The 21,334-nt window shown below is 45.2% G+C and carries 18 protein-coding genes and 1 pseudogene; 15 read left to right on the top strand and 4 right to left on the bottom strand.

What is annotated here, in order from left to right; translation table 11 throughout:
* Positions 1–54 precede the first annotated feature (54 nt).
* From ACTNDQ_RS08920 to ACTNDQ_RS08890, 7 genes are read left to right on the top strand one after another with little or no spacing between them, the layout of a single operon-like run.
* On the top strand, positions 55–984 hold the full coding sequence (locus ACTNDQ_RS08920; protein ID WP_118626465.1) for an ABC transporter permease: 930 nt from the start codon (positions 55–57) through the stop codon (positions 982–984).
* 15 nt (positions 985–999) lie between these two features.
* On the top strand, positions 1,000–1,863 hold the full coding sequence (gene nikC / locus ACTNDQ_RS08915; protein WP_021650926.1) for a nickel transporter permease: 864 nt from the start codon (positions 1,000–1,002) through the stop codon (positions 1,861–1,863).
* Positions 1,844–2,635: an ABC transporter ATP-binding protein gene (locus tag ACTNDQ_RS08910; RefSeq protein ID WP_441064415.1), complete on the top strand. Its 792-nt coding sequence runs from the start codon at positions 1,844–1,846 to the stop codon at positions 2,633–2,635. The genes nikC and ACTNDQ_RS08910 overlap by 20 nt, the downstream gene beginning before the upstream one ends.
* A gap of 9 nt (positions 2,636–2,644) precedes the next feature.
* Positions 2,645–3,583, top strand: coding sequence for an ABC transporter ATP-binding protein (locus ACTNDQ_RS08905; RefSeq protein WP_320810897.1), 939 nt, complete (start codon positions 2,645–2,647; stop codon positions 3,581–3,583).
* A 29-nt stretch (positions 3,584–3,612) separates the two neighbouring features.
* Positions 3,613–5,181 carry a nickel ABC transporter substrate-binding protein gene (locus ACTNDQ_RS08900; RefSeq protein ID WP_279200711.1) on the top strand — a complete coding sequence of 523 codons (1,569 nt, stop codon included), beginning with the start codon at positions 3,613–3,615 and terminating at the stop codon, positions 5,179–5,181.
* Between the two features lie 3 nt (positions 5,182–5,184).
* Positions 5,185–5,937, top strand: a complete 753-nt coding sequence (locus ACTNDQ_RS08895; protein WP_279200709.1) for a class I SAM-dependent methyltransferase — start codon at positions 5,185–5,187, stop codon at positions 5,935–5,937.
* Between the two features lies 1 nt (position 5,938).
* Positions 5,939–6,685, top strand: coding sequence for a class I SAM-dependent methyltransferase (locus ACTNDQ_RS08890; RefSeq protein ID WP_288787510.1), 747 nt, complete (start codon positions 5,939–5,941; stop codon positions 6,683–6,685).
* 11 nt (positions 6,686–6,696) lie between these two features.
* Here the strand turns inward: ACTNDQ_RS08890 and ACTNDQ_RS08885 are convergent, their stop codons facing one another.
* Complete coding sequence (locus ACTNDQ_RS08885; RefSeq protein ID WP_279200707.1) at positions 6,697–7,470, bottom strand: alpha/beta hydrolase; 774 nt, start codon at positions 7,468–7,470, stop codon at positions 6,697–6,699.
* A gap of 205 nt (positions 7,471–7,675) precedes the next feature.
* Between ACTNDQ_RS08885 and ACTNDQ_RS08880 the strand changes: the two genes are divergently transcribed.
* The 5 genes from ACTNDQ_RS08880 to ACTNDQ_RS08860 all read left to right on the top strand — a co-directional run bounded on the left by ACTNDQ_RS08880 (position 7,676) and on the right by ACTNDQ_RS08860 (position 12,988).
* Complete coding sequence (locus ACTNDQ_RS08880) at positions 7,676–8,551, top strand: NifB/NifX family molybdenum-iron cluster-binding protein (RefSeq protein ID WP_021650242.1); 876 nt, start codon at positions 7,676–7,678, stop codon at positions 8,549–8,551.
* An 86-nt stretch (positions 8,552–8,637) separates the two neighbouring features.
* Complete coding sequence (locus tag ACTNDQ_RS08875) at positions 8,638–10,020, top strand: hypothetical protein (protein ID WP_441064414.1); 1,383 nt, start codon at positions 8,638–8,640, stop codon at positions 10,018–10,020.
* Positions 10,021–10,097: 77 nt separating this feature from the next.
* Positions 10,098–11,114: a U32 family peptidase gene (locus ACTNDQ_RS08870; protein WP_441064413.1), complete on the top strand. Its 1,017-nt coding sequence runs from the start codon at positions 10,098–10,100 to the stop codon at positions 11,112–11,114.
* A 79-nt stretch (positions 11,115–11,193) separates the two neighbouring features.
* Positions 11,194–12,504: an MATE family efflux transporter gene (locus ACTNDQ_RS08865; RefSeq protein WP_279200702.1), complete on the top strand. Its 1,311-nt coding sequence runs from the start codon at positions 11,194–11,196 to the stop codon at positions 12,502–12,504.
* Position 12,505: 1 nt separating this feature from the next.
* On the top strand, positions 12,506–12,988 hold the full coding sequence (locus ACTNDQ_RS08860) for a GNAT family N-acetyltransferase (RefSeq protein WP_021650238.1): 483 nt from the start codon (positions 12,506–12,508) through the stop codon (positions 12,986–12,988).
* Positions 12,989–13,106: 118 nt separating this feature from the next.
* Here ACTNDQ_RS08860 and ACTNDQ_RS08855 read toward each other — a convergent pair whose 3' ends face one another.
* The gene (locus ACTNDQ_RS08855; protein ID WP_441064412.1) at positions 13,107–14,126 is read right to left on the bottom strand and encodes a LacI family DNA-binding transcriptional regulator; all 1,020 of its coding nucleotides are present in this window, start codon (positions 14,124–14,126) and stop codon (positions 13,107–13,109) included.
* A gap of 393 nt (positions 14,127–14,519) precedes the next feature.
* On the opposite strand from ACTNDQ_RS08855, the gene malQ reads away from it, so the two are divergent.
* Together malQ and ACTNDQ_RS08845 are read left to right on the top strand one after the other, a co-directional pair.
* The gene (gene malQ / locus ACTNDQ_RS08850; protein ID WP_015526658.1) at positions 14,520–16,028 is read left to right on the top strand and encodes a 4-alpha-glucanotransferase; all 1,509 of its coding nucleotides are present in this window, start codon (positions 14,520–14,522) and stop codon (positions 16,026–16,028) included.
* 276 nt (positions 16,029–16,304) lie between these two features.
* Positions 16,305–16,934: a metal-dependent hydrolase gene (locus tag ACTNDQ_RS08845; RefSeq protein WP_441064411.1), complete on the top strand. Its 630-nt coding sequence runs from the start codon at positions 16,305–16,307 to the stop codon at positions 16,932–16,934.
* Positions 16,935–17,112: 178 nt separating this feature from the next.
* On the opposite strand, the gene sstT is transcribed toward ACTNDQ_RS08845, so the two are convergent.
* Positions 17,113–18,321 (bottom strand): serine/threonine transporter SstT, encoded by a 1,209-nt coding sequence (sstT, locus tag ACTNDQ_RS08840; protein ID WP_278795088.1) that lies wholly within the window; start codon positions 18,319–18,321, stop codon positions 17,113–17,115.
* A gap of 235 nt (positions 18,322–18,556) precedes the next feature.
* Positions 18,557–19,912 carry an MATE family efflux transporter gene (locus ACTNDQ_RS08835; protein ID WP_320810893.1) on the bottom strand — a complete coding sequence of 452 codons (1,356 nt, stop codon included), beginning with the start codon at positions 19,910–19,912 and terminating at the stop codon, positions 18,557–18,559.
* A 238-nt stretch (positions 19,913–20,150) separates the two neighbouring features.
* Here ACTNDQ_RS08835 and ACTNDQ_RS08830 point away from each other — a divergent pair.
* Positions 20,151–21,305, top strand: a pseudogene (locus ACTNDQ_RS08830) (FprA family A-type flavoprotein); the annotation flags it as partial.
* Positions 21,306–21,334 lie beyond the last annotated feature (29 nt).

Genomic DNA, 21,334 nt, shown 5'->3' with positions numbered 1-21,334 from the left:
TCAGCTTTTTTTATTTTAACCGAATAAACAGATGAAAAATGAGGAGAAATGAAAATGGGAAAAGTAATTGCAAAGCGTTTTATATTTATGATTCCGGTAGTTCTGGCGGTTACATTTATTATTTTCATGCTGAGTTTTATATCGGCAGGTGATGCGGCCAGAGTTCTGGCGGAGAAAAAATACGAGCATCCGTCACCAGAGCAGATAGAAGAAGTACGTCATGAGGAAGGGCTGGATCAGCCGGTGCTGGTACAATACGGGAAATGGCTGGATCAGGCACTTCATGGCGATTTTGGGAAATCATATTCTACCAGAAAACCGGCTTTTGAGGAATTAAAAAGATATTTTCCACAGACATTTAAACTGGCAGTTACTTCGTTTTTATTGTTGATGATCGTATCAGTCCCTCTTGGAATTTTGTCGGCAATTTATGAAAACAGAGTTCTGGATAAAGTCATTCGCATTTTGTCGTCCCTCAGTGTATCTATGCCGTCTTTCTGGATCGGTCTGATGCTGCTCTATATATTTGGAGTAAAGCTAAAAGTGATTTCCGTGATCGGAGGAGATGCCGGAGGCATCCCGATTCTTGCGGCATTTGCCATGGATATCAGTTTCTTTGGAATTATGACGAGATTGATCCGTACCAATATGATACAGGTGCTGAAGCAGGATTACATACGTGCCAGCAGAGCTAAGGGATTGTCATCTGTAAATGTAATTTTGCGTCATGGTCTGAAAAATATCCTGATTCCTGTGCTGACACGTCTGGTATCAATTGTGATCGGTTTTTTCTGTGGCTCAGCTGTGATAGAAAGTATTTTTTCAATTCAGGGAATCGGAAATCTGGCATTGAAATCCGTGATCTCAAAAGACACTCCGGTGCTGCAATGTTTTATCTTTATTCTGGCTGTTGGCATTGTAGTATTAAATTTTCTTGTGGATATCGCCTATTCTGCGATTGACCGGCGAATCCAGTTAAAGTAAAGGAGAGATCATAGAATGGGAAGCAGAAGAAAGCAGAAAACAGAAAAAAGCATGATCCAGAATCTGTACTGGAAACAGGTATTCCGGTCACCGAAAACGAAAATAGGATTGATGGTGGTCATAATTTTTGCATTGGCAGCTATTTTTGCACCTGTACTGGCGCCGCATGATCCACTGCTTGTGGATGTTTCGATAAAATTAAAGAATCCGTCGGCGGCATATCCTTTAGGTACTGATCAGCTGGGACGATGTATTTTATCAAGACTTCTCTGGGGCAGCCGGTATTCACTGAGCTATAGCTTTACGGTGCTTCTGATCACTGTATGTGTCGGGGTGCCGATCGGACTGTTTGCCGGATATGTAGGTGGAAAAATCGATTCCATAATTATGAGGATCATTGATGTATTTATGGCTATGCCGGTCTTTATTGTGGCACTTGCCATTGCAGGAACCGTAGGAGCCAGCGGCGCTCATCTGATCCTGTCCTTATCGGTCGTATCCTGGGCAGAATATGCAAGGCTTGCCCGGGCATTGACACTTCAGGAAAAAAATAAAAATTATATGACCGCACTAAAAGCCGGCGGCTGCGGCCACGCAAGGATCATATTCAGGCATGTATTGAGAAATATCCTGCCATCTGTGATTGCACTGGCAACAATGGAAATCGGTTCGATCATTCTGTCAATTGCCGGTTTTTCCTTTATCGGCCTTGGTGTGCAGGCACCGACACCGGAATGGGGGATCATGCTCAGTGACAGTAGAAGTTATATTCAGACTTATCCAAGACTGATGTTTTATCCGGGCATACTGATCATGATCATTGTTCTGGCATTTAATTATCTGGGGGAGGGAATACAGAATGGAACAGCCCAAAAATGATGTTCTAAAGGTAAAAAGACTACATGTGGAGTTTCAGACTTCTCACGGAATGGTTCATGCAGTAAAAGATGTCAGCCTGGAAGTAAAACGCGGAAGGATCCATGCTCTGGTGGGAGAAAGCGGAAGCGGCAAGTCAGTTACCTCTCTGACGATTATGAATCTGCTTGCAGGAAATGGAAAGGTGATATCCGGAGATGTGACACTGAACGAAAAGAGTCTTCTGAAGTTATCAGGAAAAGAAAAACGACAGTTATACGGAGACAGGATCGGAATGATCTTTCAGAATCCGACCGCTGCTCTCGATCCGCTCTTTACAGTTGAACAACTGCTTCTGGAAGGACTGAGAAAACATCGCAGAATGAGCAAAAAACAGGCAAGGGAAGTTGCGTTGGAAAGTCTGCGGATGATGAATCTGCGTGATCCGGAAGAACTGATGAAGAAAAAACCTTACGAATTGTCTGGCGGTATGTGCCAACGTGTTATGATCGCCATTGCCATGTCCATGAAACCGGATTATCTGATCGCAGATGAGCCGACGACAGCCTTGGATGTAACCGTACAGAAGCAGATCCTGGAAGAAATCTATCAGCTATCCAGGAAAGAAAATCTGGGCGTGTTATTTATTACGCATGATCTGGGTGTGGTGGCAGAGATCGCAGATGATGTTTCAATCATGAAAGACGGCGAAATAGTGGAAAACGGAACAGTTGAAGAGATCTTTTATCATCCGCAGCATTCATATACAAAAAAACTGCTGGATGCAGTTTTATAGGGGAAAAGTATGAGTACGTTACTAAAGACAGAACATTTAAAAAAATATTATGGCAAGAAAAAAATTGTGAAGGCAGTGGATGATGTAAGTCTGGAAATCCATGCAGGATCATCCATGGCTCTGATCGGTGAAAGTGGAAGTGGTAAAACTACATTCGGAAAGCTGATCGCCGACCTGGAGAAACCTACAGATGGAAAAGTCTGGTTTCAGGGACAGGAAATGCAGGATTTGTCTGAAAAGCAGTTTCGTCCATATCGCAAGAATCTTCAGATGGTCTTTCAAAGCAGCAGCGGGGTATTTGATCCCGGTTATACCATTGGAGAAAATATTCTGGAAATTTTGAAATTACATGAAAAACTGCAAGAGGGTGAGTATGAAGAGCGAGTAAAGGAGGCTTTGATCCAGACGGGGCTTGATCCGGATATCCGCAACCGTTATGTTGGACAGATTTCAGGAGGTCAGTGTCAGAGAGCTAATATTGCGAGAGCATTGGTATTAAGACCGGAACTTGTGATCTGTGATGAACCTGTATCCAGTCTGGATTATTCCATACGAAAGCAGATCCTGCATCTGTTAAATGAGCTGCAGGAAAAATATGAGATGACTTATTTACTGATCACTCACGATCTGTCCAACGTTCCATATCTCTGCAAAGAGGTGGCTATTATGTATCAGGGACGCGTGGTCGAGTTTATCGATCATACGGACAGCTTAAAGGAGACTGCCGTACATCCTTATACAAAAGATCTGTTTGATTCTATTCCGGTAAAAGAACCGAAAATGCGAAGAATCGGATCGCAGGAAAAGAAAATATTTTCAGATACCATTCCGGAACAGGGCTGCCCATATCAGAACCGGTGCAGAAGATGTACAAATATATGCAGAGAGCATATACCGGAATTGACAGAAATTGAAACAGGACATTTTGCGGCATGTCATATGCTGTAAAATATAAAACAAACAAAGGAGAGGAAGAAATGAAGAAAAGACGTGTAGCAAAACTGATAGCATTGAGCATGGTGGCGGCAACTTTACTGACAGGTGTCAATGTACAGGCAAAAGAGGAAAAAGTAGTTACGGCAATGACATCCATTGATCTGACTCCTGAACTTTGTGACCCTATAAAAAGTGGTCCGGACTTTCGTCTTTATGAAATGATCTATGATCCACTGGTGCGTTATGGAGAAAATGGAGAAATTAAACCGGCATTGGCAGAATCCTGGGATATCAGCAAAGATGGCACAACCTATACGTTTCATTTAAGAAAAGATGTGAAATTCTCAGACGGTACAGTGTTTAATGCAGACAATGTGATGTGGAATTATAACAGATGGGTGGAACAGGATGTGACCGGTAACTTTTCGGCCAAACTGGAAAATGTTACAAAGGTAGATGATTATACTGTAGAATTTAAGTTCGCAGAACCATGCTATACACTGCTGATCGAATTCAGCTATCCAAGACCATTCCGTTTCACCTGTGAAAGTGCACTGGATGAAGACGGAGAATTTTGTCAGGAAGTGGGTACCGGAATGTGGATGATCGACAGTTATGAAAGCGGTCAGGAGGTTGTCCTGGTACCAAATCCTAATTATTACGGTGAGAAACCAAATATTGATAAAGTAGTTCTGAAACAGGTGGTAGACGGTGATGCCAGAGTGATGGCACTTCAGAGTGGAGAGGCAGATCTGAATCTTCAGGATATTCCATCCGAAAGCTTCAGTATTATCCAGGCAGATAAAAATTTATCGACAGAACAGCAGGTTTCCACACTTTCTTACTATCTGATCGAAAATTATGATACACCGGCGCTTCAGGATGTAAACGTACGTCAGGCACTGAATTATGCAACAAATAAAGAAAGCATTGTAAATGATCTGCTGGATGGTTACGGCAATCCGGCAACCGGACTTATGTCATCGACAGTTCCTTATGTAACAGAAGAAAACAGCAAGGGCTATCCATATGATCCGGATAAAGCAAAGGAACTGTTAAAGGAAGCAGGATATGAGGATACAGATGGAGATGGTATTGTAGAAAAAGACGGAGAACCACTGAGCCTCAGACTGGTATTCCAGACTGAAGAATATGCTTCATGGAAATCTCTTTGTGAATTCCTGAAATCTGAATATGAGAAGGTCGGTGTAGGTATTGAACTGGTAGAAAAAGAATCCGCAGCTTACTATGATGAGATCTGGAACACCAGAGATTACGATCTGTGCATTTACCGCAGCTATGAAGATTCCTGGATGCCTCATGGATTCCTGAAATCAATGTTCTGTGCGGAAGATGGAGCAAAGGCAGTAAACTGGTACGATGAGGAGCTGAACAAAGATCTCGGAGAAGTATTAAAGACACAGGATGAAGAAAAGCGGACGGAATTATACGATAAGATCCTCACACGTATCAATGATCAGGCAGTAACAGTGCCGCTGTATTATCCGAACCGTGATTATATCTATAACAATACCAGACTGACCAATGTAGAGCTTGCACCGACTGCCTATGAAGGCATTAACTGGGCAACACTGGATGTAGTGGAGTAAAAAATGTTTGAAAAGATCGAGAATAAATGGACAGAAGATTCCGGTGATTATGATGATATGATCCAAAAACAATTGAGTAACAAAAGAACGGTATCTCACTGGACAAAAGAATTGAAAAGACTTCTTGGACCTGAGCCCCTTCGTATTTTAGAAGTGGGCTGCGGCCCGGGTTTTATGAGCATCATAGCAGCGCGTCTGGGACATGATGTAAAAGCGATCGATGGTTCATCAGGAATGGTAGAAAAAGCCAGAAGGAATATGCGACAGTATCATCAGCAGGTGGAAATCTGTGAGGAAGATGGTGTAACTTTGCCATTGGAACAGGAACAAAGCTATGATGTGATACTTTCCAGAGATGCGGTGTGGACATTATATGATCCGGAAAAAGCTTTCAGACGCTGGAAGGCTGTATTAAAACCAGGCGGAAGGATCATTTATTTTGATGGGGACTATCGTACTATCGAACCCACATTAAAAAATAAGATCCATATGAAAATTGCTGATTTTCTTATTTATGTTACAGAAAGAAAAATATATGGATCTGACGTGAAGGAAAACAGCGGAATTTATGAAAAGCTGCCATTTACATCACAGAAGCGTCCGGAAGCGGACTTTCGGATATTAAAAAAGGTACGCTTTGCCAGGATCCAGATCAGAGAGAACCGCTGGCTAAACAGACCATGGACGATGGATTTCTGGAAATACGGATATCAGGGAAAAAAATTTATTGTAGTAGCCACAAAGAAGGAGAAGTGACATGCAAAACGATAAGATCAAAGAGTACTGGGAAGGAGAAGCCGGCATTTACAGCGAAGGGATCAAGGCAGAACTGAAAAGTGAAACAGCAGAAAACTGGAAGAATCTGATTCTGGAGTATGCGCCGGAAAAAGAACATCTGGAAGCACTGGACGTAGGCTGCGGGCCGGGATTTTTTGAAATTATGCTGGGAAAAGAAGGACATCATGTGACCGGGATCGATATTACTGAAAATATGATCCATGAAGCAAAGGAAAATGTAAAGGCAGCAGGTTTATCCGCAGATCTGATGACTATGGACTGCCACAATCTGAATTTCCCGGATGAGACATTTGATATGGTTATCTGCAGAAATATCACATGGACGCTGGACGATCCACAGAAGGCTTACAAGGAGTGGCTGCGTGTACTGAAAAAAGGCGGACGTCTTTTGGTATCGGACGCCTGCTGGTATCTGCATCTTTATGATGAAGAAAAGAAAAAGATTTACGAGGCACATGATGCTGCTATGTGGGAAAAATATGGAAGAGGTATCCATGCTCATGAAGATGCGGAAACAGGGAAAGAGCTCAGCAGTAAGCTGTTTATGAGTGATAAAAAGCGTCCGGTATGGGATCTGGATTACATGATGGAGATCGGCTTTTCCAAAGTGTTTGCCCTGAAGGACATCAGTGATATTTCCAGAACTTCCATGGAACGTGAGCTGAACAAGCTGACACCTCAGTTTTTAGTGGGTGGAGAAAAATAAGCGGGCCGGCGTTAAATAAAACGCTGGACCCGCTCCATTGTGGTTTTTAGAATAAAGATATCCGTCAGTACATCACCGGTTTCCAGAGAATGGTTGGCGTTTTGGGTGAGAAAGAGAGGGACATCTTTCTGCGCTGCCAGTTCCCGTATGGAATCGGTTTCGGCCCAGGGATCTGCGGTGCCGTGGAAGGCGATGCTTCCGGCTAGTGGGAAGGAAAAGGTCTCCGCAAGAGGCGTGAACAGGATGCTTTTTACAGTCAGATCGTGTCGGGAAGCATAGGCAGAGGAGATGACGGTACCAATGCTTTTGGAAATAAACAGAACGCTGCCATAGGAATTCCAGTCGATGCTGCTTAAGGCGCGTTCTGTCTGTTCCAGGGCGAGGTCAAAGGCCTGTTTCATTTTTTCGGGATCTCCTTTGACATTTTCCGGGAGGTTGTCATAGGATACCGTGCGGATCTGGTAGCCTTGTTTGCTGGCAAGGCGGCTGGTATAGTACAGAAGCGGCTTGTCGGCAGTGTATCCGATGCCCGGAAAAACAACAGCTAATTTCGGGGCATTTTTATCTGCTCCGGCTGTATGAGCGGAAACTTTTGTATAGAGCATTTGCAGCTGAAGCTTTTCCTGAAGTTCCTTTAAGGTAATGGAGATCGTACAGGAATCGGATGGAAGATAATCATAATCGGTAACAACGCCGTCCTCTTCCATGGAATAAACAATGTGTGAGGAACCCATGAGCTCCATGTCTTCTTCAATATCTGAAAGTAATTCTTCGTATGATTTCATTTTAGTTCAAACCTTCTTATTTAAAAAATCTTTTATTTTTACAGATGCTTCTATTATACTGGATTCATTGAATGACAGCAAGAGGTTGCTGTTCACTGGCAATGTCCCGCGAGGTGTTTTTTGTGAGAGAAGTTAAACCTTGCTTTTATCCTGCCTGCACGATATACTAATATAATACATATCTGACTAATGGAGGGTTTTACAAATGAAAATTGCAGCAACATACGATAATGGAAACATTTTTCAGCACTTTGGAAAAACGGAGTTTTTCAAGGTATATGAGGTGGAGGATAACAAGGTTGTTTCCAGTGAAGTGATCAGCTCCAATGGCACCGGACATGGTGCACTTGCCGGACTTCTTGCAGATCAGGGAATCAGCGTTCTGATCTGTGGCGGAATCGGCGGCGGCGCTCAGACAGCACTTGCTGAGGCTGGTGTTGAGTTATGTTCCGGAGCACAGGGTGACGTAGATGCAGCTGTGGATGCTTATTTGAAGGGCGAGCTGGTATCCACAGGTGTGAACTGTGATCATCACCATCATGAGGATGGACATTCCTGCGGAAGCCATGAGGATGGACATTCCTGCGGCGGTCATGAAGACGGACATTCCTGCGGAGGCTGTGGCGGAGGATGTGGTTCCCAGCCATCTATCACAGGCCCTAATGTCGGAAAAACCTGCCGTACACATTACAGAGGAACCTTTAATGACGGAACACAGTTCGATTCTTCCTATGACCGTGGCGAGCCACTGGAATTCATCTGCGGAGCAGGACAGATGATCAAAGGCTTTGATGCGGCAGTTGCAAACATGGAGGTTGGCCAGGTGGTAGATGTTCATCTGATGCCTGAGGAAGCTTACGGTATGCCGAATCCGGATGCGATTTTTACACTTGAGATCGAACAGCTTCCGGGTGCTGAGGATCTTACTGTAGGACAGCAGGTATACCTCTCCAATCAGTATGGTCAGCCGTTCCCGGTTAAAGTTAACGCAAAAGATGAAAAAACCATTACTTTCGATGCTAATCATGAGATGGCAGGTAAAGAGCTGAATTTCAGAATTGAATTAGTAGAAGTGAAATAAGCAGGAACAGTGGGAGGTGCTGTATGGGAGCATATGGCATCTCCTTTTTTGTCTGAAGGGAGGAAGCTTTCCTGATGAGGATCTCTATGATACCATTTGGATTACTGTCCGGTTTTATGGACAGCAAAGAAATCCGGATCACAGAGCTGGGTGAAGATGGATTTCGATTTCGGCTGGCAGAGGAATGCCCGGAACCGGAGCAGTTTCTGATCTGTTTTTATGATATGAAAAAAGCCGGGTACAGGAGAGTGGAGATCCGGAGGTTTTGGATGAGTGCAGCAGAGGAGCAATGCCTGCAGGATCAACAGCCAGTTGAAAAGAAAACCGGAAAATATTTTTACAGGGAATATTCTGTGAGAGTGGAACAGAAGGATTATGTACAGGAGGTTCGGCGGCTGGCCGGAGAGTACAACAGATATATCCGTCTGAAGCTGGAAGGAGACGATGGAGAGCTGGCGAAATCACTGACCGGTTATCCTGCGGAGCTGGATGAGATGCACTGCAGGAGTCTGGAGGAACAGAAGAAGCGGTGGTTTTTCAGAGAAAATGAAAAGGCTTCCGGAAATCCACAGGATACAATGGGTGCAGAAGAATTAAGGCTTTTGGATAATGCAGAGTTTGCCCTGGAATTAAACTGCACTTCCCTGTATGAAGAATATCTGTGCCAGCCGCTGCAGGCTTTTCTGGCGTCTTACTGGCAGAAGAATTATCTCACTCACAGTTATTTTGCAGGTCGGATACCGGACAGATTTTATATTGGAAATCAGTTCTGCCATAATCTGTTTCCGACAGAAGAGCAGCTTTTTTCTATCATGGATAAAATGTATTCGGAGGGATCGGAGATCACACTGGTATTATCTTATATCCGGGAATTTATGCTTTCGTCTGTGGGAAAGCTTCTGGAAAAGGTGGATAACTGGTGCTGTATTCATGGGGTGAATGTGGAAATCGTAGTCAATGACTGGGCTATGGTGGAAATGCTTTGTGGAAAAACATCCCGCCTGCGTCCTGTTCTGGGGACATTGCTCAATAAACGAAAAAAGGATCCGCGAATGAAATATAAATCCGGTGATACCTTATTATTTCAGCAAAACAGCCTGAATGCGGGGGTTTATCGGGATTTTCTGGCTGAAGAATTTCATATCCACAGATACGAATGGGAGTCCTGCGGATATCCACAGGAGCTTCCGCCGGGAAAAAACAGTCTGCATCTGCCTTTTTATCAGACAAACACTTCGCAGTACTGTCCATTGTATGCTTTGTGCACCACCGGAGATCGCGGTACACAGCAGCTTGCGGAGCACTGTCCGAAATTCTGTGAAAAATACGCACTGCTTTATCCGGAACATTTACACATGGCAGGGCGGTATAACTCCCTGTTTGGTGTGGATAAAACACTTCCGGAGTCAACGGAAATGTGGAAAAATATAAAAGGCACAAAGCCGGATCGCATTGTTGTTAATATATGACAGGTGATGAGCAGGCTGCGAAGGTAGATCGCGAATATCCGTTTGACAAAAATACATTTCAAAAAAAGGAACAGGACATGGATAACGGTATGAAAATAACAGCCGGGTTAGGCTCCATAGATGAATATGAACGTTTTGTGCAGGCAGGAGCAGATGAATTTTTCTGTGGCTATGTACCATTTTTCTGGGCGGAAAAATACGGCACAGTAATGCCGTTAAATCGCAGGGAGGTTCTCTGCTGTAATGTTCAGCTTGGAGCATACAGTGAGCTGGAAATCCTTTCCCGGATGGTAAAAAAATATAAAAAGCCGGTGCATCTCACCTTCAATTCCCTGTATTATCTTCCGGAACAGTATCCGGAGATCGGAGATATCATAGAAAAGTGCATGGGAATTGGATTTCGAAGCTATATCATTGCAGATCCGGCGCTTCTTGTTTATCTGAAAAACAGGGGGATTTCCTGTGAGATCCATCTCAGCGGAGAGACAGGGGAAGTGAACAGCGAAATGCTGAAGATGTTCCGGCGCTTTCCTCTGAAGAGATTGATCTTTCATCGGAAAAACACGTTCCGGGATATGCAGTCTGTTATTGCATCTCAGAGAGAAGTGGAAAAACAGGCCGGGATCCGACCGGAGGCGGGAATGGAGTTCGAGGCCTTTGTGCTGAATGAAATGTGCCAGTTTACGGGAGCATTCTGTAATTCGCTTCACTGTGATGAGATGGGATATCTTTGCAGGGTGCCCTATTGGCTTGGAACTGTACGGAATGGTGAGGCTGTTCCGGAAAAAATAGTGGCTCTTCAGGAGCAGGCGTGGGATCAGGAACCGGATCTGAAAGCATATGATGAATCCGGATATCTTTGTGGTGAGACAGGCTGTGGATTGTGTGCACTGTATCAGCTGAAGCAGGCAGGGATCACGCATCTGAAGCTGGTTGGCCGGGGAAACTATGTGGATCACATGGAAAAAGATATCCGGAATTTGCGAAAAGCGCTGGAAATTCTGGACGCTGCAGAAAATGAGAGGGAATTTAAATGTACGTTAAAACGGATAGTGTTTCCGGCGGGGTGTAGCGAAAGATGTTATTATCAGTAATAAAAAGAGAAGCTTTTTTGAGTTAGAATAAATGATAAATGGGATGAAAACCAGAATCAGGAAAGGACATGGTGCATATATGCTGAGACAGTTTTTTAAATATATTTTTCAAAGCATTGCAGGTATGATCGGAATATCGGTTTATATTCTGGCGGATACATTTTTTATATCAGTTCATTCAGGCGCAGATGGCCTGGCAGTTCTGAATCTGATCCTTCCGGTGTATGGATTGGTATATGCTATCGGGGCAATGATTGGTATCGGTTCTGCTACCCGATTCGGGATCAACAGAGCCAAGGGTGAGAATACGGATCACTATTTTCTGCAGTCTGTTTTCTGGAGCGTTCTGTGCAGTGTGCCATTTATTATCACAGGTATTGTTGCACCGGAGAAATTTCTTCACCTTCTTGGCGCAGATGCAGGTCTGACTGCCCTTGGAAAAAGCTATCTCCGCATCATGCTGATCACTACGCCGCTGTTTATGGCCAATTATACGTTTACTGCTTTTGCAAGAAATGACCAGGGAACCTCCACTGCCATGGCAGGGGCGATTTCCGCAAGTCTTTTCAATATTGTGTTTGACTATATTTTTATGTTTCCAATGAAGCTGGGGCTTGCCGGAGCGGCGCTGGCAACAGCCATCAGCCCTGCCATCACAATGGCGATCTGTACAACTCATTATCTTGGAAAAAAGAATCATGTAGGTTTCCGGTGGGTACGGCCTTCCATCCGCCATCTGATCTCATGCTGTCAGCTTGGGATTTCGGCCTTTGTCGGAGAGCTTTCCTCAGCGATCATTACGATCATTTTTAACATGCTTCTTCTTGGGATTGCAGGAAATGTAAGCGTGGCAGCCTACGGAGTAGTGGCTAATCTTTCCCTTGTGGCAATGTCTATTTTTAACGGACTGGCGCAGGGAGCACAGCCGCTTATCAGCAAAAGCTACGGAGAAGGACAGCGTGACCATGTAAAAAGCCTGCTTCGCTGGAGTCTGGTTTCCTGTGCAGTGCTGGAAGCGGTGACGATCCTAGTGGTGTGGGGCTTTACAGACAATCTGGTCGCTGTTTTTAACAGTGAAAATAACCAGCAGCTTCTGGATTATGCACATGTGGGCCTGCGGATCTACTTCCTGGGATTCCTGTTTGCGGGGATCAATATTATGCTGGTGGCGTATTTTTCGGCGGTGGATCGTGCAGTTCCGGCAATCGTGGGATCGCTTATGCGTGGTGTGATCGCTATTGCTGCAAGTGCGGTGATCTTGTCCGGATTATTTGGGATCAATGGCGTGTGGAGTTCCTTTCTGAGTTCAGAGATCATTACATTTGCTGTGATCCTGATACTGGCGGGATCCGGGCGGAAAAAGAATGTATTTTCAGGAGAAAGGATATAAAATGAATTTCGAGCGTGTAAAAAGAGAAGAAGCAGATACAGTTCTGAAGCTGTACCGTTCATTGCTGGGGACGCCCTATTGTGTGTGGACAGAGGAGTATCCTTCAGAAAAAGAAGTGGAATTTGATCTTTCCAGAGATGCGCTGTTCTGTATGCGGGACGATGCGGGAAATATCGCAGGTGTGATCTCCATTGATGATGATCCAAATGTGGAATGTCTCACATGCTGGTCAGAAACCATGGTGCCGTCAGCGGAGGTCTCCCGGGTGGGAGTATGTCAGGAATTCCAGAATCAGGGGATTGCCGGGAAACTTCTTAAGGGTGTGATGGAAGAACTGAAGAAGCGGGGCTATAAAGCTGTACATCTTCTTGTTGCGAAGGACAATGTAAAAGCACTCCGTTCTTATGATAAGCTGAATTTTGAGAACGTGGGAGAGTGTGAACTCTGGGGACATATGTACTGGTGTTATGAGAAAGCATTATAAAAAATGAAAAACAGGTATCTTTTTGCCGGGCGGTAGATCGACCACCAATGTCAGATCGATAAGTGGTGGTCAATACACAGTCAGCAGAGAAGATACCTGTTTTTTGTTTGAAAGCAGATCAGATCTTCCAGCAGCTGTCCCTTTCGATCAGCTGGTGAGGTACAATGATCTTTGTGGCCGGAAGGCTTGGATTTTCGATATGACTGATTATCTGCGTGGCTGCTTCCATTCCAAGCTGCCCGGAGTTAATATCAATGGAGGTCAGCTGTGGTGAAGTCAGTCTGGCAAAAAGTGAGTTGTTAAAGGAAAGAATGGACAGATCCTCCGGTATGGAGATATCTGCTTCTATACAGATCCGCTCCAGGGAAAGTGCCAGAATATCATCACTGACAAGCACAGCTGTAGGGCGCTCCTCACTTAAAAGCAGCTTTCGAAGCTCCTGAAACTCATTCTGGGAAGCGGCAGGAACCTCTATACAGTATTCGGGCTGTACGGTTAATCCGTGGCTGATCAGCGCAGTCATATAGCCGGTTTTGCGGTCTGCGGAAAAGACCAGGGAATTATCTACACCCAGATAAGCGATCTTCCGGTGGCCCAGAGCATAAAGATACTCCGTTGCCTCCTGTCCGGCCAGAAGGTTGTCATTATCGATATAGATCGTATGATTGGTGTATTGTGCCGGTTTTCCGATCAGGATATAGAGAAGTCCTTCACTGAAAAGAAAATCAATAACAGGATCATTCACACGGGAATAAAGAACAATAAATCCGTCAACCTTACCGCTTCTGGACATGGAACGTACTGCGTTAAGGATCTCTTCTTCATTCTGACCGGTAACAATGGTGCTGATATACTGATGTGCGTTACAGTAGTGGCTGATCCCCCGGATCGTCTCAAGGTAAAAGGAATTCTCGTATGTCTCCTTTGGGGACGGAGGCAGGATGATACCGATGGAGCGGGAAATCTGTGCTGCCAGGTTACTGGCCTGAAAATTCGGCTCATAGCCAAGCTCCGCCATGGCTCTGCGTACACGTTCCTTGGTTTCTTCACTGATAGATGGATTATTTTTGCAGGTTCTGGAAACGGTGGACGGGGACACCCCGGCCAGAGCTGCCACATCTTTGATGGTTACTGCCATAAATTTGCCTCCTCACGGATATGCCGGATCAAAGCGGAAGTATGCCTCTGATCCGGCTTTTTTATCTCAGTCTGATAGAGATATTGTAGTTCATAACAAGGATACTGTCAAACATATTGCACGGAAAATTGCATGAAATTGCGTAAAAACAGATGCACAGAAAATCAGGTAGTGAGATGCAGACAGATTCTGTTTGACATAATGAAAAACTGCACAAAATCAGGATGTAAAAATTGTAAGAAAGGTAGAAAAGACAAAAACGCATTGCACTTCATGCAAAATGGACGTATAATTTACGCAAACGGTTGCGTAAATTATATGAATATGCATCCGTGAGAGGATAATAGATAAGATGCTCTGAGATGCAGGGCTCAACATAAGGAGAGAAAAGATATGGATAAAAGAGCAGCCGGCATTCTGATGCCAATCACAAGCCTGCCGTCAGAGTACGGCATCGGATGTTTTTCAAAGAGTGCCTATGATTTTGTGGACTGGCTGAAGGAAGCGGGACAGAGCTACTGGCAGATCCTTCCGCTGGGACCTACCAGTTACGGAGATTCTCCGTACCAGTCCTTCTCCACTTTTGCGGGAAATCCGTATTTTATCAGCCTGAAGGCACTGGTGGAGGAAGGCGTCCTTACAAAGGAGGACTGTGATAAGGTCAGCTGGGGAAGAAGAGCAGACAGCGTAGACTATGAAAAAATCTACAAAGGCCGTTACAAGCTTCTCCGCAAAGCTTACGAAAACAGCAACATCAGCGAGAATCCGGATTATCAGAAATTTGTTGCAGAAAACAGCTGGTGGCTTTCCGACTATGCACTTTTTATGGCAGTAAAGGATCAGTTCGGCGGTGTTGAGTGGACAAAATGGGCAGAGGATATCCGCCTTCGCTGGGCAAATGCCATGGACTACTATCGCAGAGAATTATATTTTGATATTGAATTCCAGCAGTATATGCAGTTCAAATTCTATGAGCAGTGGATGAAACTGAAAAAATATGCCAACGAAAAAGGCATTCAGATCATCGGAGATATCCCGATCTATGTAGCTATGGACAGTGCAGATACCTGGGCTCATCCGGAACTTTTCCAGCTGGATGAGGAGAATGTGCCGGTGGCTGTAGCCGGATGCCCGCCGGACGGTTTTTCCGCAACAGGACAGCTTTGGGGAAATCCACTGTACCGCTGGGATTACCACAGAAATACAGGATATCAGTGGTGGATCTCCAGACTGAGCTACGTATTCCGCCTTTATGACGTGGTAAGGATCGATCATTTCCGTGGCTTTGACGAGTATTTTTCTATTCCGTACGGTGCAGAAAATGCCATTGGCGGTCACTGGGAAAAAGGTCCCGGGATCGATCTGTTCCGCAAAGTGGAGCAGGCCCTTGGCTGGAAGCAGGTCATTGCGGAGGATCTTGGCTATGTGACAGATTCTGTGCGTCAGCTTGTCCATGACAGTGGATTCCCGGGAATGAAGGTCCTGGAGTTTGCGTTTGATTCCAGAGATTCCGGCTGTGCCAACGATTATCTTCCGCACAACTATCCGGAGAACAGTGTGGCATACACAGGAACCCATGATAATGAGACCATCGCCGGATGGTGGAAGAGCATTATGGCAAAAGAGCGTAAGCTTGCCAGGGATTATCTCTGTGATAACTATACACCGGATAAAGAGCTGCATAAATGCTTTATCAGCCTGGTTATGAGAAGCAGTGCAAAGCTCTGTGTGATCCCTATGCAGGATTATATGGGCCTGGATAACAGCTGCAGAATGAACCAGCCTTCCACAGTAGGAAAGAACTGGAAGTGGAGGATCCGCAAAAGGGAGCTGACTGTGAAGCTTCAGAAAGAGATCCAAGGTATTGCACTTCGCTACGGACGTATGAACTGGTCTGATTAAAAGAGAGATCCAAGAGACATATTCCATTTAAACGGGACGTGAAAGAAAGTAGAAAGATTTTAGATAGAATCGTGATTTTTTATGTGATATAATGCTGTTTCGTGGAGGCAGCTGTCAGTAAAAGGTAAGGCTGACAGCTGCCTTATTGTATTTTCAGATCTGCGGTAAATGATAAAGTGATACATTTATATATGCAGAAGATCAGAAGAGAGTGTCTGATCTGTAGCAGTGGATAATCCTGAATAACGGAAGATTTCTTACAATAAGGGGAGAATTATGACAGGAAAAACACACGCGGCAGTCGGACTCGGAACAGTGCTGGCAGTTACACAGCCCTCTACGGTTTCCGGTCTGGTACTTGCGGCAGGAACAGGAATGCTTGGAGCATTGATCAGCGACATTGATGTAGGAACCTCCAAATCCCATAAGGATGCGGACCGGATCTCACTGATCGCGGTACTGCTTGTGGCAGCAGAGATCGCATTGAATTATTTTTATGATTTTTCTATCTGGGAAAAGATCCGCAATAACCAGTCTATGGCGCCGGTTGCCCTGGGAGTTATTATTTTTATTGCAGTCTGCGCCTTTGGAAAAAATCAGCCGCACCGGTCATTTATGCATTCGATCATGGCTATGGCCATTTTAAGTGCAGCCATATCCATGGTGTCCGTGAAGCTGGTCCTTTATTTTGTGGTTGGATTCGCATCACATCTGGTGCTGGACTGCTTTAACCGGAAACGGGTACGGATTCTGTATCCGCTGCCGGGAGGCATTGCGCTGGATTTCTGTAAGGCAGGAGGCTTTGTGGATTCCTTGCTTTTTAAGCTTGGATCTGTAGCTGTGATCTTTGAGATCGTATATCTGGCTGTGCAGATGGGAGAGAACTGGAAGCTTTTTCGAATGTAGAGGATGTTTTATTTACCGATTACGGATAATTTTATATGGGGCAGATATTGCAGGAACTGAAGGTTAAGCCAAAAAAAGGAGCAGATTTTCCAAATACGGAAGATCTGCTCCTTTTAACCGAATCAAGGGAGTCCCCTGTTTCAATTACGAATACCCGCCTGACGGTTTATAAGTGTGATCATTTATTCTTTCTGATCCTGCAGGCGCATGCTGTGTAAAGTACGTCTGTGGAAGAGTTCAGTGCTGTCTCACAGGAATCCTGGATCACGCCTACGATGAAACCGACACCAACTACCTGCATGGCAACATCATTGGGGATTCCGAAAAGGCTGCAGGCCATCGGGATCAGAAGAAGAGAACCGCCGGCAACTCCGGAAGCACCAGCTGCACTTGCAGCAGCCAGGATGCAGAGGATCAGAGCGGTCGGGAAGTCTACGCTGATACCGAGTGTATGTGCAGCTGCCAGAGCCATGATGGAAATGGTGATCGCTGCACCACCCATGTTGATGGTCGCACCAAGAGGGATGGAGATGGAGTAGGTATCCTCATCAAGTCCGAGATCCTTGCACAGCTCCATGTTTACCGGAATGTTGGCGGCAGAGCTTCTTGTGAAGAATGCTGTGATACCACTGTCCTTCAGGCAGCGCAGAACCAGCGGATACGGATTCTGGCGTGTGCAGATGAAAGTAATGATCGGGTTGATCACCAGTGCAACAAAGAGCATGGTTCCCACCAGTATACAGATCAGACGGCCATAGCTTAACAGTACGTCAAGCCCCTGCTCGGAGATGGTTGTGAAGATCAGGCCCATGATACCAAATGGAGCAAGGCTGATGATCCATCTTACGGCTGTGGAGGTTGCATCGGAAATGTTTTCGATGACAGTCTTGGTAGTTTCACTTGCGGCCTTCAGTGCGATACCGAAGATGATGGCCCATGCAAGGATACCGATATAGTTGGCGTTGACAAGTGCGTCAACCGGGTTGGAAACAATGTTCATCAGAAGGTTTTTGAGGACTTCTGCAACACCGCTTGGCGGAGTGACGTCGGAAGTATTTGTATTTTCGGAAAAAGTCAGCATGATCGGGAACAGGCGGCTGGAGATCACAGCTGCCAGTGCTGAGAGTATATTTCCCAGAAGATAAAGTACAACAACGAATTTCATGTTTGTTTTCTGGCCTTTTCCCATGTGGCACAGAGAGCTCATTACCAGGAAGAACACCAGAAGCGGAGCAATTCCACGAAGAGCACCGACGAACAGATCACCGAGAATGGAGATCACAGATGCCTGAGGGATCGCAAGTCCGAGAATGATACCAACGATCAGACCACAGATGATACGCTTGATCAGGTTGATGCTGTTCCATTTTTGAATCAGTTTTTTCATAACTAGTTTCCTCTTTCCTATTGTGTGAGTGTGCTAAAAAAATGCTGAGCCGCAAAGCAACGATCCAGTGTAAAGGGCGGATCGTTCTAAGCCGGTATTACTGCATCGCGTAAAAGCACAACAGGATAATTATATACAATTATGTCCGCCTTGTAAAGACAAATGTACATAAAACGCGAGAAAGATATAAAAAGCGCCAGATCAATGCTTCGTCTGGCGCTATATATTTGAAGTATCAGGTCCGAATTTTCCGGAAGCTTACAGCAAAGAACAGAACCTCCGCAAAGCCTGTAATTCCCCATGAGAAAATATACAGGAGATAAAGTGAGGAAATGGTCTGGAAGTGTGCAAACACCGTATAGAACCAGATGACACGGAATACACAGGATCCCAGAATGATGATGATGGTCGGTGGGATACTTTTTCCGATGCCACGGGAAGCGGCGATACTGCAATCCATAAAACAGCTGAAGGCATAGCTGAAGCCCATGATCCGGATCCTCTCCATGCCGGCATCGATGACTGCCGGTTCTGTGGCAAACAGTGACAGAAACTGCGGACCGAAAACAAGAAGCAGTCCACCAAGGATCGCGCCTGCGATAAAGGCATAGGTAAGGCTGATCCCATAAGTCTTCAGCATACGTTTTTTATTTCCGGCACCCCAGTTCTGACCGATGAAGCTCGCGCATGCAGTATAGAAAGCAAACATGACGTTGTAGATCAGAGAGTCTGCATTTGCGGCAGCGGCATTTCCGGAAACCGTGACTGCATCGAAGGAGTTGACACCGGTCTGTACGAACAGATTTGCAATGGCAAAAATCCCGTTCTGCAGACCTGTGGGAATACCAAGAAGCAGTACTGCTTTACAGGCCTTCGGGTGAAGACGGAGCTTACGCAGGGATACCCTGCATTCGTCTTTTCTCCGAAGGAGGTGGATCATTACCAGCGCTGCGGAGATATACAGTGCGATCGCGCTGGCAGTTGCCACACCTGCGGCGGCCATATGACAGACGATAACGAAAAAAAGGTTCAGAAGAACGTTGATCACTCCGGCAATGGAAAGATAGATCAGCGGTCGCTTCGTATCGCCGCGGGCACTTAATACGCCGTTACCGAAATTGTATACAGCCATGGCCGGCATACCCAGAGCATAAATCTTCATATATAAAACAGCCTGGTCCATCAGCTCCGGTTTCGTATTTATCATGGACAGCATCTGTCCGGAAAACAGAAGACAGACGACACAGACCAGAAGTCCTGCGATGGCACAGAGAAGAAGAGATGTATGGATCGTTTCTTCGGTACCTTTTCTGTTTTCGGCACCAAGCTCGTGTGCTACACGAACATTGACTCCGGCGCCCATGCCGATCAGGATTCCGGTAAATAAAGTGACCAGCAGAGTTGTGGAACCCACAGCTCCAAGTGCCATGTAATCTGCAAATCGCCCCACAACCGCAACATCACTTAAATTAAAAAGAACCTCCAATACCTGGGACCCCATCAGGGGAAGGCTAAAGAGGAGGATATTTTTCCAGAGAGAGCCGGAGGTCATCTCAATGGAAGACGTTTTCTTTTTTTCATTTTCACACATAGTTTACCTCATAAAAATTATAAAAAATTCCTTCATCCAAGGTATACAATACTATGTTGGAATAGGTTTGTAAAGAGGGGAAAATAGCTCTTTTACCAGGCGCAGAGGTTTGGTTTTATTTATAGATTCTACATTGATTTCAGTACGAACAATGATATAATAAATGAGAGCAATAAAAAAGTATTTTCAGAAATATTGGAAATATAAAATACAGCAGACTAAGGAGGAACTCAATACAATGAAAATCGGAAATGATATTTATTATGTAGGAGTAAACGATCATCAGGTAGACCTGTTTGAGGGACAGTATGTAGTGCCAAACGGAATGTCCTACAACTCCTATGTGATCAGAGATGAGAAGATCGCAGTTATGGACACTGTAGATGCCGGCTTCACAGAAGAGTGGATGGGAAAAGTTGCAGAGGTTCTGGATGGCGCGAAACCGGACTATCTTGTAGTCCAGCATATGGAGCCGGACCATGCAGCAAATATTGAGAATTTCATGAAAGCATACCCGGATACAACTGTTGTTGCCAACACAAAGACCTTTACCATGATGGAGAATTTCTTCCGTGGAATGGATCTGGAAGGAAAGAAACATATTGTAGCCAACGGTGACACCCTGACACTTGGAAAACACGTCCTTACCTTCGTATTTGCACCGATGGTTCACTGGCCGGAGGTTATGGTTACATATGACAGCACAGACAAAGTTCTGTTTTCCGCAGATGGCTTTGGCAAATTCGGAGCTCTTGATGTAGAAGAGGACTGGGACTGCGAAGCACGTCGCTACTATATCGGAATCGTCGGAAAATACGGTCCGCAGGTACAGAAGCTTCTCAAGGCAGCAGCAACTCTTGATATCCAGACCATCTGCCCGCTTCACGGACCGATCCTTACCGAAAATCTTGGACATTATCTGGAGAAATATGATATCTGGTCTTCTTATAAAGTAGAGAGTGAAGGAGTAATGATCGCCTACACATCTGTATACGGACATACAAAGAAAGCAGCAGAGCTTCTTGCACAGAAGCTGGAGGAAAAGGGCTGCCCGAAGGTTGTTGTCTGCGATCTTGCAAGAGAAGACATGGCAGAGGCAGTGGAGGACGCTTTCCGCTACGGCAAGCTGGTACTGGCCAGCATTACATACAACGGAGAAGCATTCCCGTTTATGCGTACATTCATCGAGAACCTGACAGAGCGTAATTACCAGAACCGCACCATCGGCCTCATTGAGAACGGAAGCTGGGCACCGACTGCAGCTAAAGTCATGAAAGGAATGTTCGAGAAGAGTAAAAATATCACATGGCTTGAGAACAATGTAAAGATCATGTCTTCCCTCAGTGATGAGAATGTGGCAGAGATCGATGCAATGGCAGAGGAGCTCTGCAAGTAATTTCTGAATACCAGAACAGCTTATGC

This window comes from Blautia massiliensis (ex Liu et al. 2021) (genome assembly GCF_052064225.1).
Taxonomy (GTDB): domain Bacteria; phylum Bacillota; class Clostridia; order Lachnospirales; family Lachnospiraceae; genus Blautia_A; species Blautia_A fusiformis.
This window is presented reverse-complemented; position numbering and strand designations above follow the sequence as displayed.

Excerpts from the sequence above, each read along its gene's own strand:
- nikC (WP_021650926.1), top strand. The coding sequence starts at position 1,000 with ATGGGAAGCAGAAGAAAGCAGAAAACAGAAAAAAGCATGATCCAGAAT.
- ACTNDQ_RS08885 (WP_279200707.1), bottom strand. The coding sequence starts at position 7,470 with ATGAAATCATACGAAGAATTACTTTCAGATATTGAAGAAGACATGGAG.
- sstT (WP_278795088.1), bottom strand. The coding sequence starts at position 18,321 with ATGAAAAAACTGATTCAAAAATGGAACAGCATCAACCTGATCAAGCGT.
- ACTNDQ_RS08870 (WP_441064413.1), top strand. The coding sequence starts at position 10,098 with ATGGATAACGGTATGAAAATAACAGCCGGGTTAGGCTCCATAGATGAA.
- malQ (WP_015526658.1), top strand. The coding sequence starts at position 14,520 with ATGGATAAAAGAGCAGCCGGCATTCTGATGCCAATCACAAGCCTGCCG.
- ACTNDQ_RS08895 (WP_279200709.1), top strand. The coding sequence starts at position 5,185 with ATGTTTGAAAAGATCGAGAATAAATGGACAGAAGATTCCGGTGATTAT.
- ACTNDQ_RS08920 (WP_118626465.1), top strand. The coding sequence starts at position 55 with ATGGGAAAAGTAATTGCAAAGCGTTTTATATTTATGATTCCGGTAGTT.
- ACTNDQ_RS08875 (WP_441064414.1), top strand. The coding sequence starts at position 8,638 with ATGATACCATTTGGATTACTGTCCGGTTTTATGGACAGCAAAGAAATC.
- ACTNDQ_RS08890 (WP_288787510.1), top strand. The coding sequence starts at position 5,939 with ATGCAAAACGATAAGATCAAAGAGTACTGGGAAGGAGAAGCCGGCATT.
- ACTNDQ_RS08860 (WP_021650238.1), top strand. The coding sequence starts at position 12,506 with ATGAATTTCGAGCGTGTAAAAAGAGAAGAAGCAGATACAGTTCTGAAG.
- ACTNDQ_RS08835 (WP_320810893.1), bottom strand. The coding sequence starts at position 19,912 with ATGTGTGAAAATGAAAAAAAGAAAACGTCTTCCATTGAGATGACCTCC.
- ACTNDQ_RS08855 (WP_441064412.1), bottom strand. The coding sequence starts at position 14,126 with ATGGCAGTAACCATCAAAGATGTGGCAGCTCTGGCCGGGGTGTCCCCG.
- ACTNDQ_RS08900 (WP_279200711.1), top strand. The coding sequence starts at position 3,613 with ATGAAGAAAAGACGTGTAGCAAAACTGATAGCATTGAGCATGGTGGCG.
- ACTNDQ_RS08865 (WP_279200702.1), top strand. The coding sequence starts at position 11,194 with ATGCTGAGACAGTTTTTTAAATATATTTTTCAAAGCATTGCAGGTATG.
- ACTNDQ_RS08845 (WP_441064411.1), top strand. The coding sequence starts at position 16,305 with ATGACAGGAAAAACACACGCGGCAGTCGGACTCGGAACAGTGCTGGCA.
- ACTNDQ_RS08880 (WP_021650242.1), top strand. The coding sequence starts at position 7,676 with ATGAAAATTGCAGCAACATACGATAATGGAAACATTTTTCAGCACTTT.
- ACTNDQ_RS08905 (WP_320810897.1), top strand. The coding sequence starts at position 2,645 with ATGAGTACGTTACTAAAGACAGAACATTTAAAAAAATATTATGGCAAG.
- ACTNDQ_RS08910 (WP_441064415.1), top strand. The coding sequence starts at position 1,844 with ATGGAACAGCCCAAAAATGATGTTCTAAAGGTAAAAAGACTACATGTG.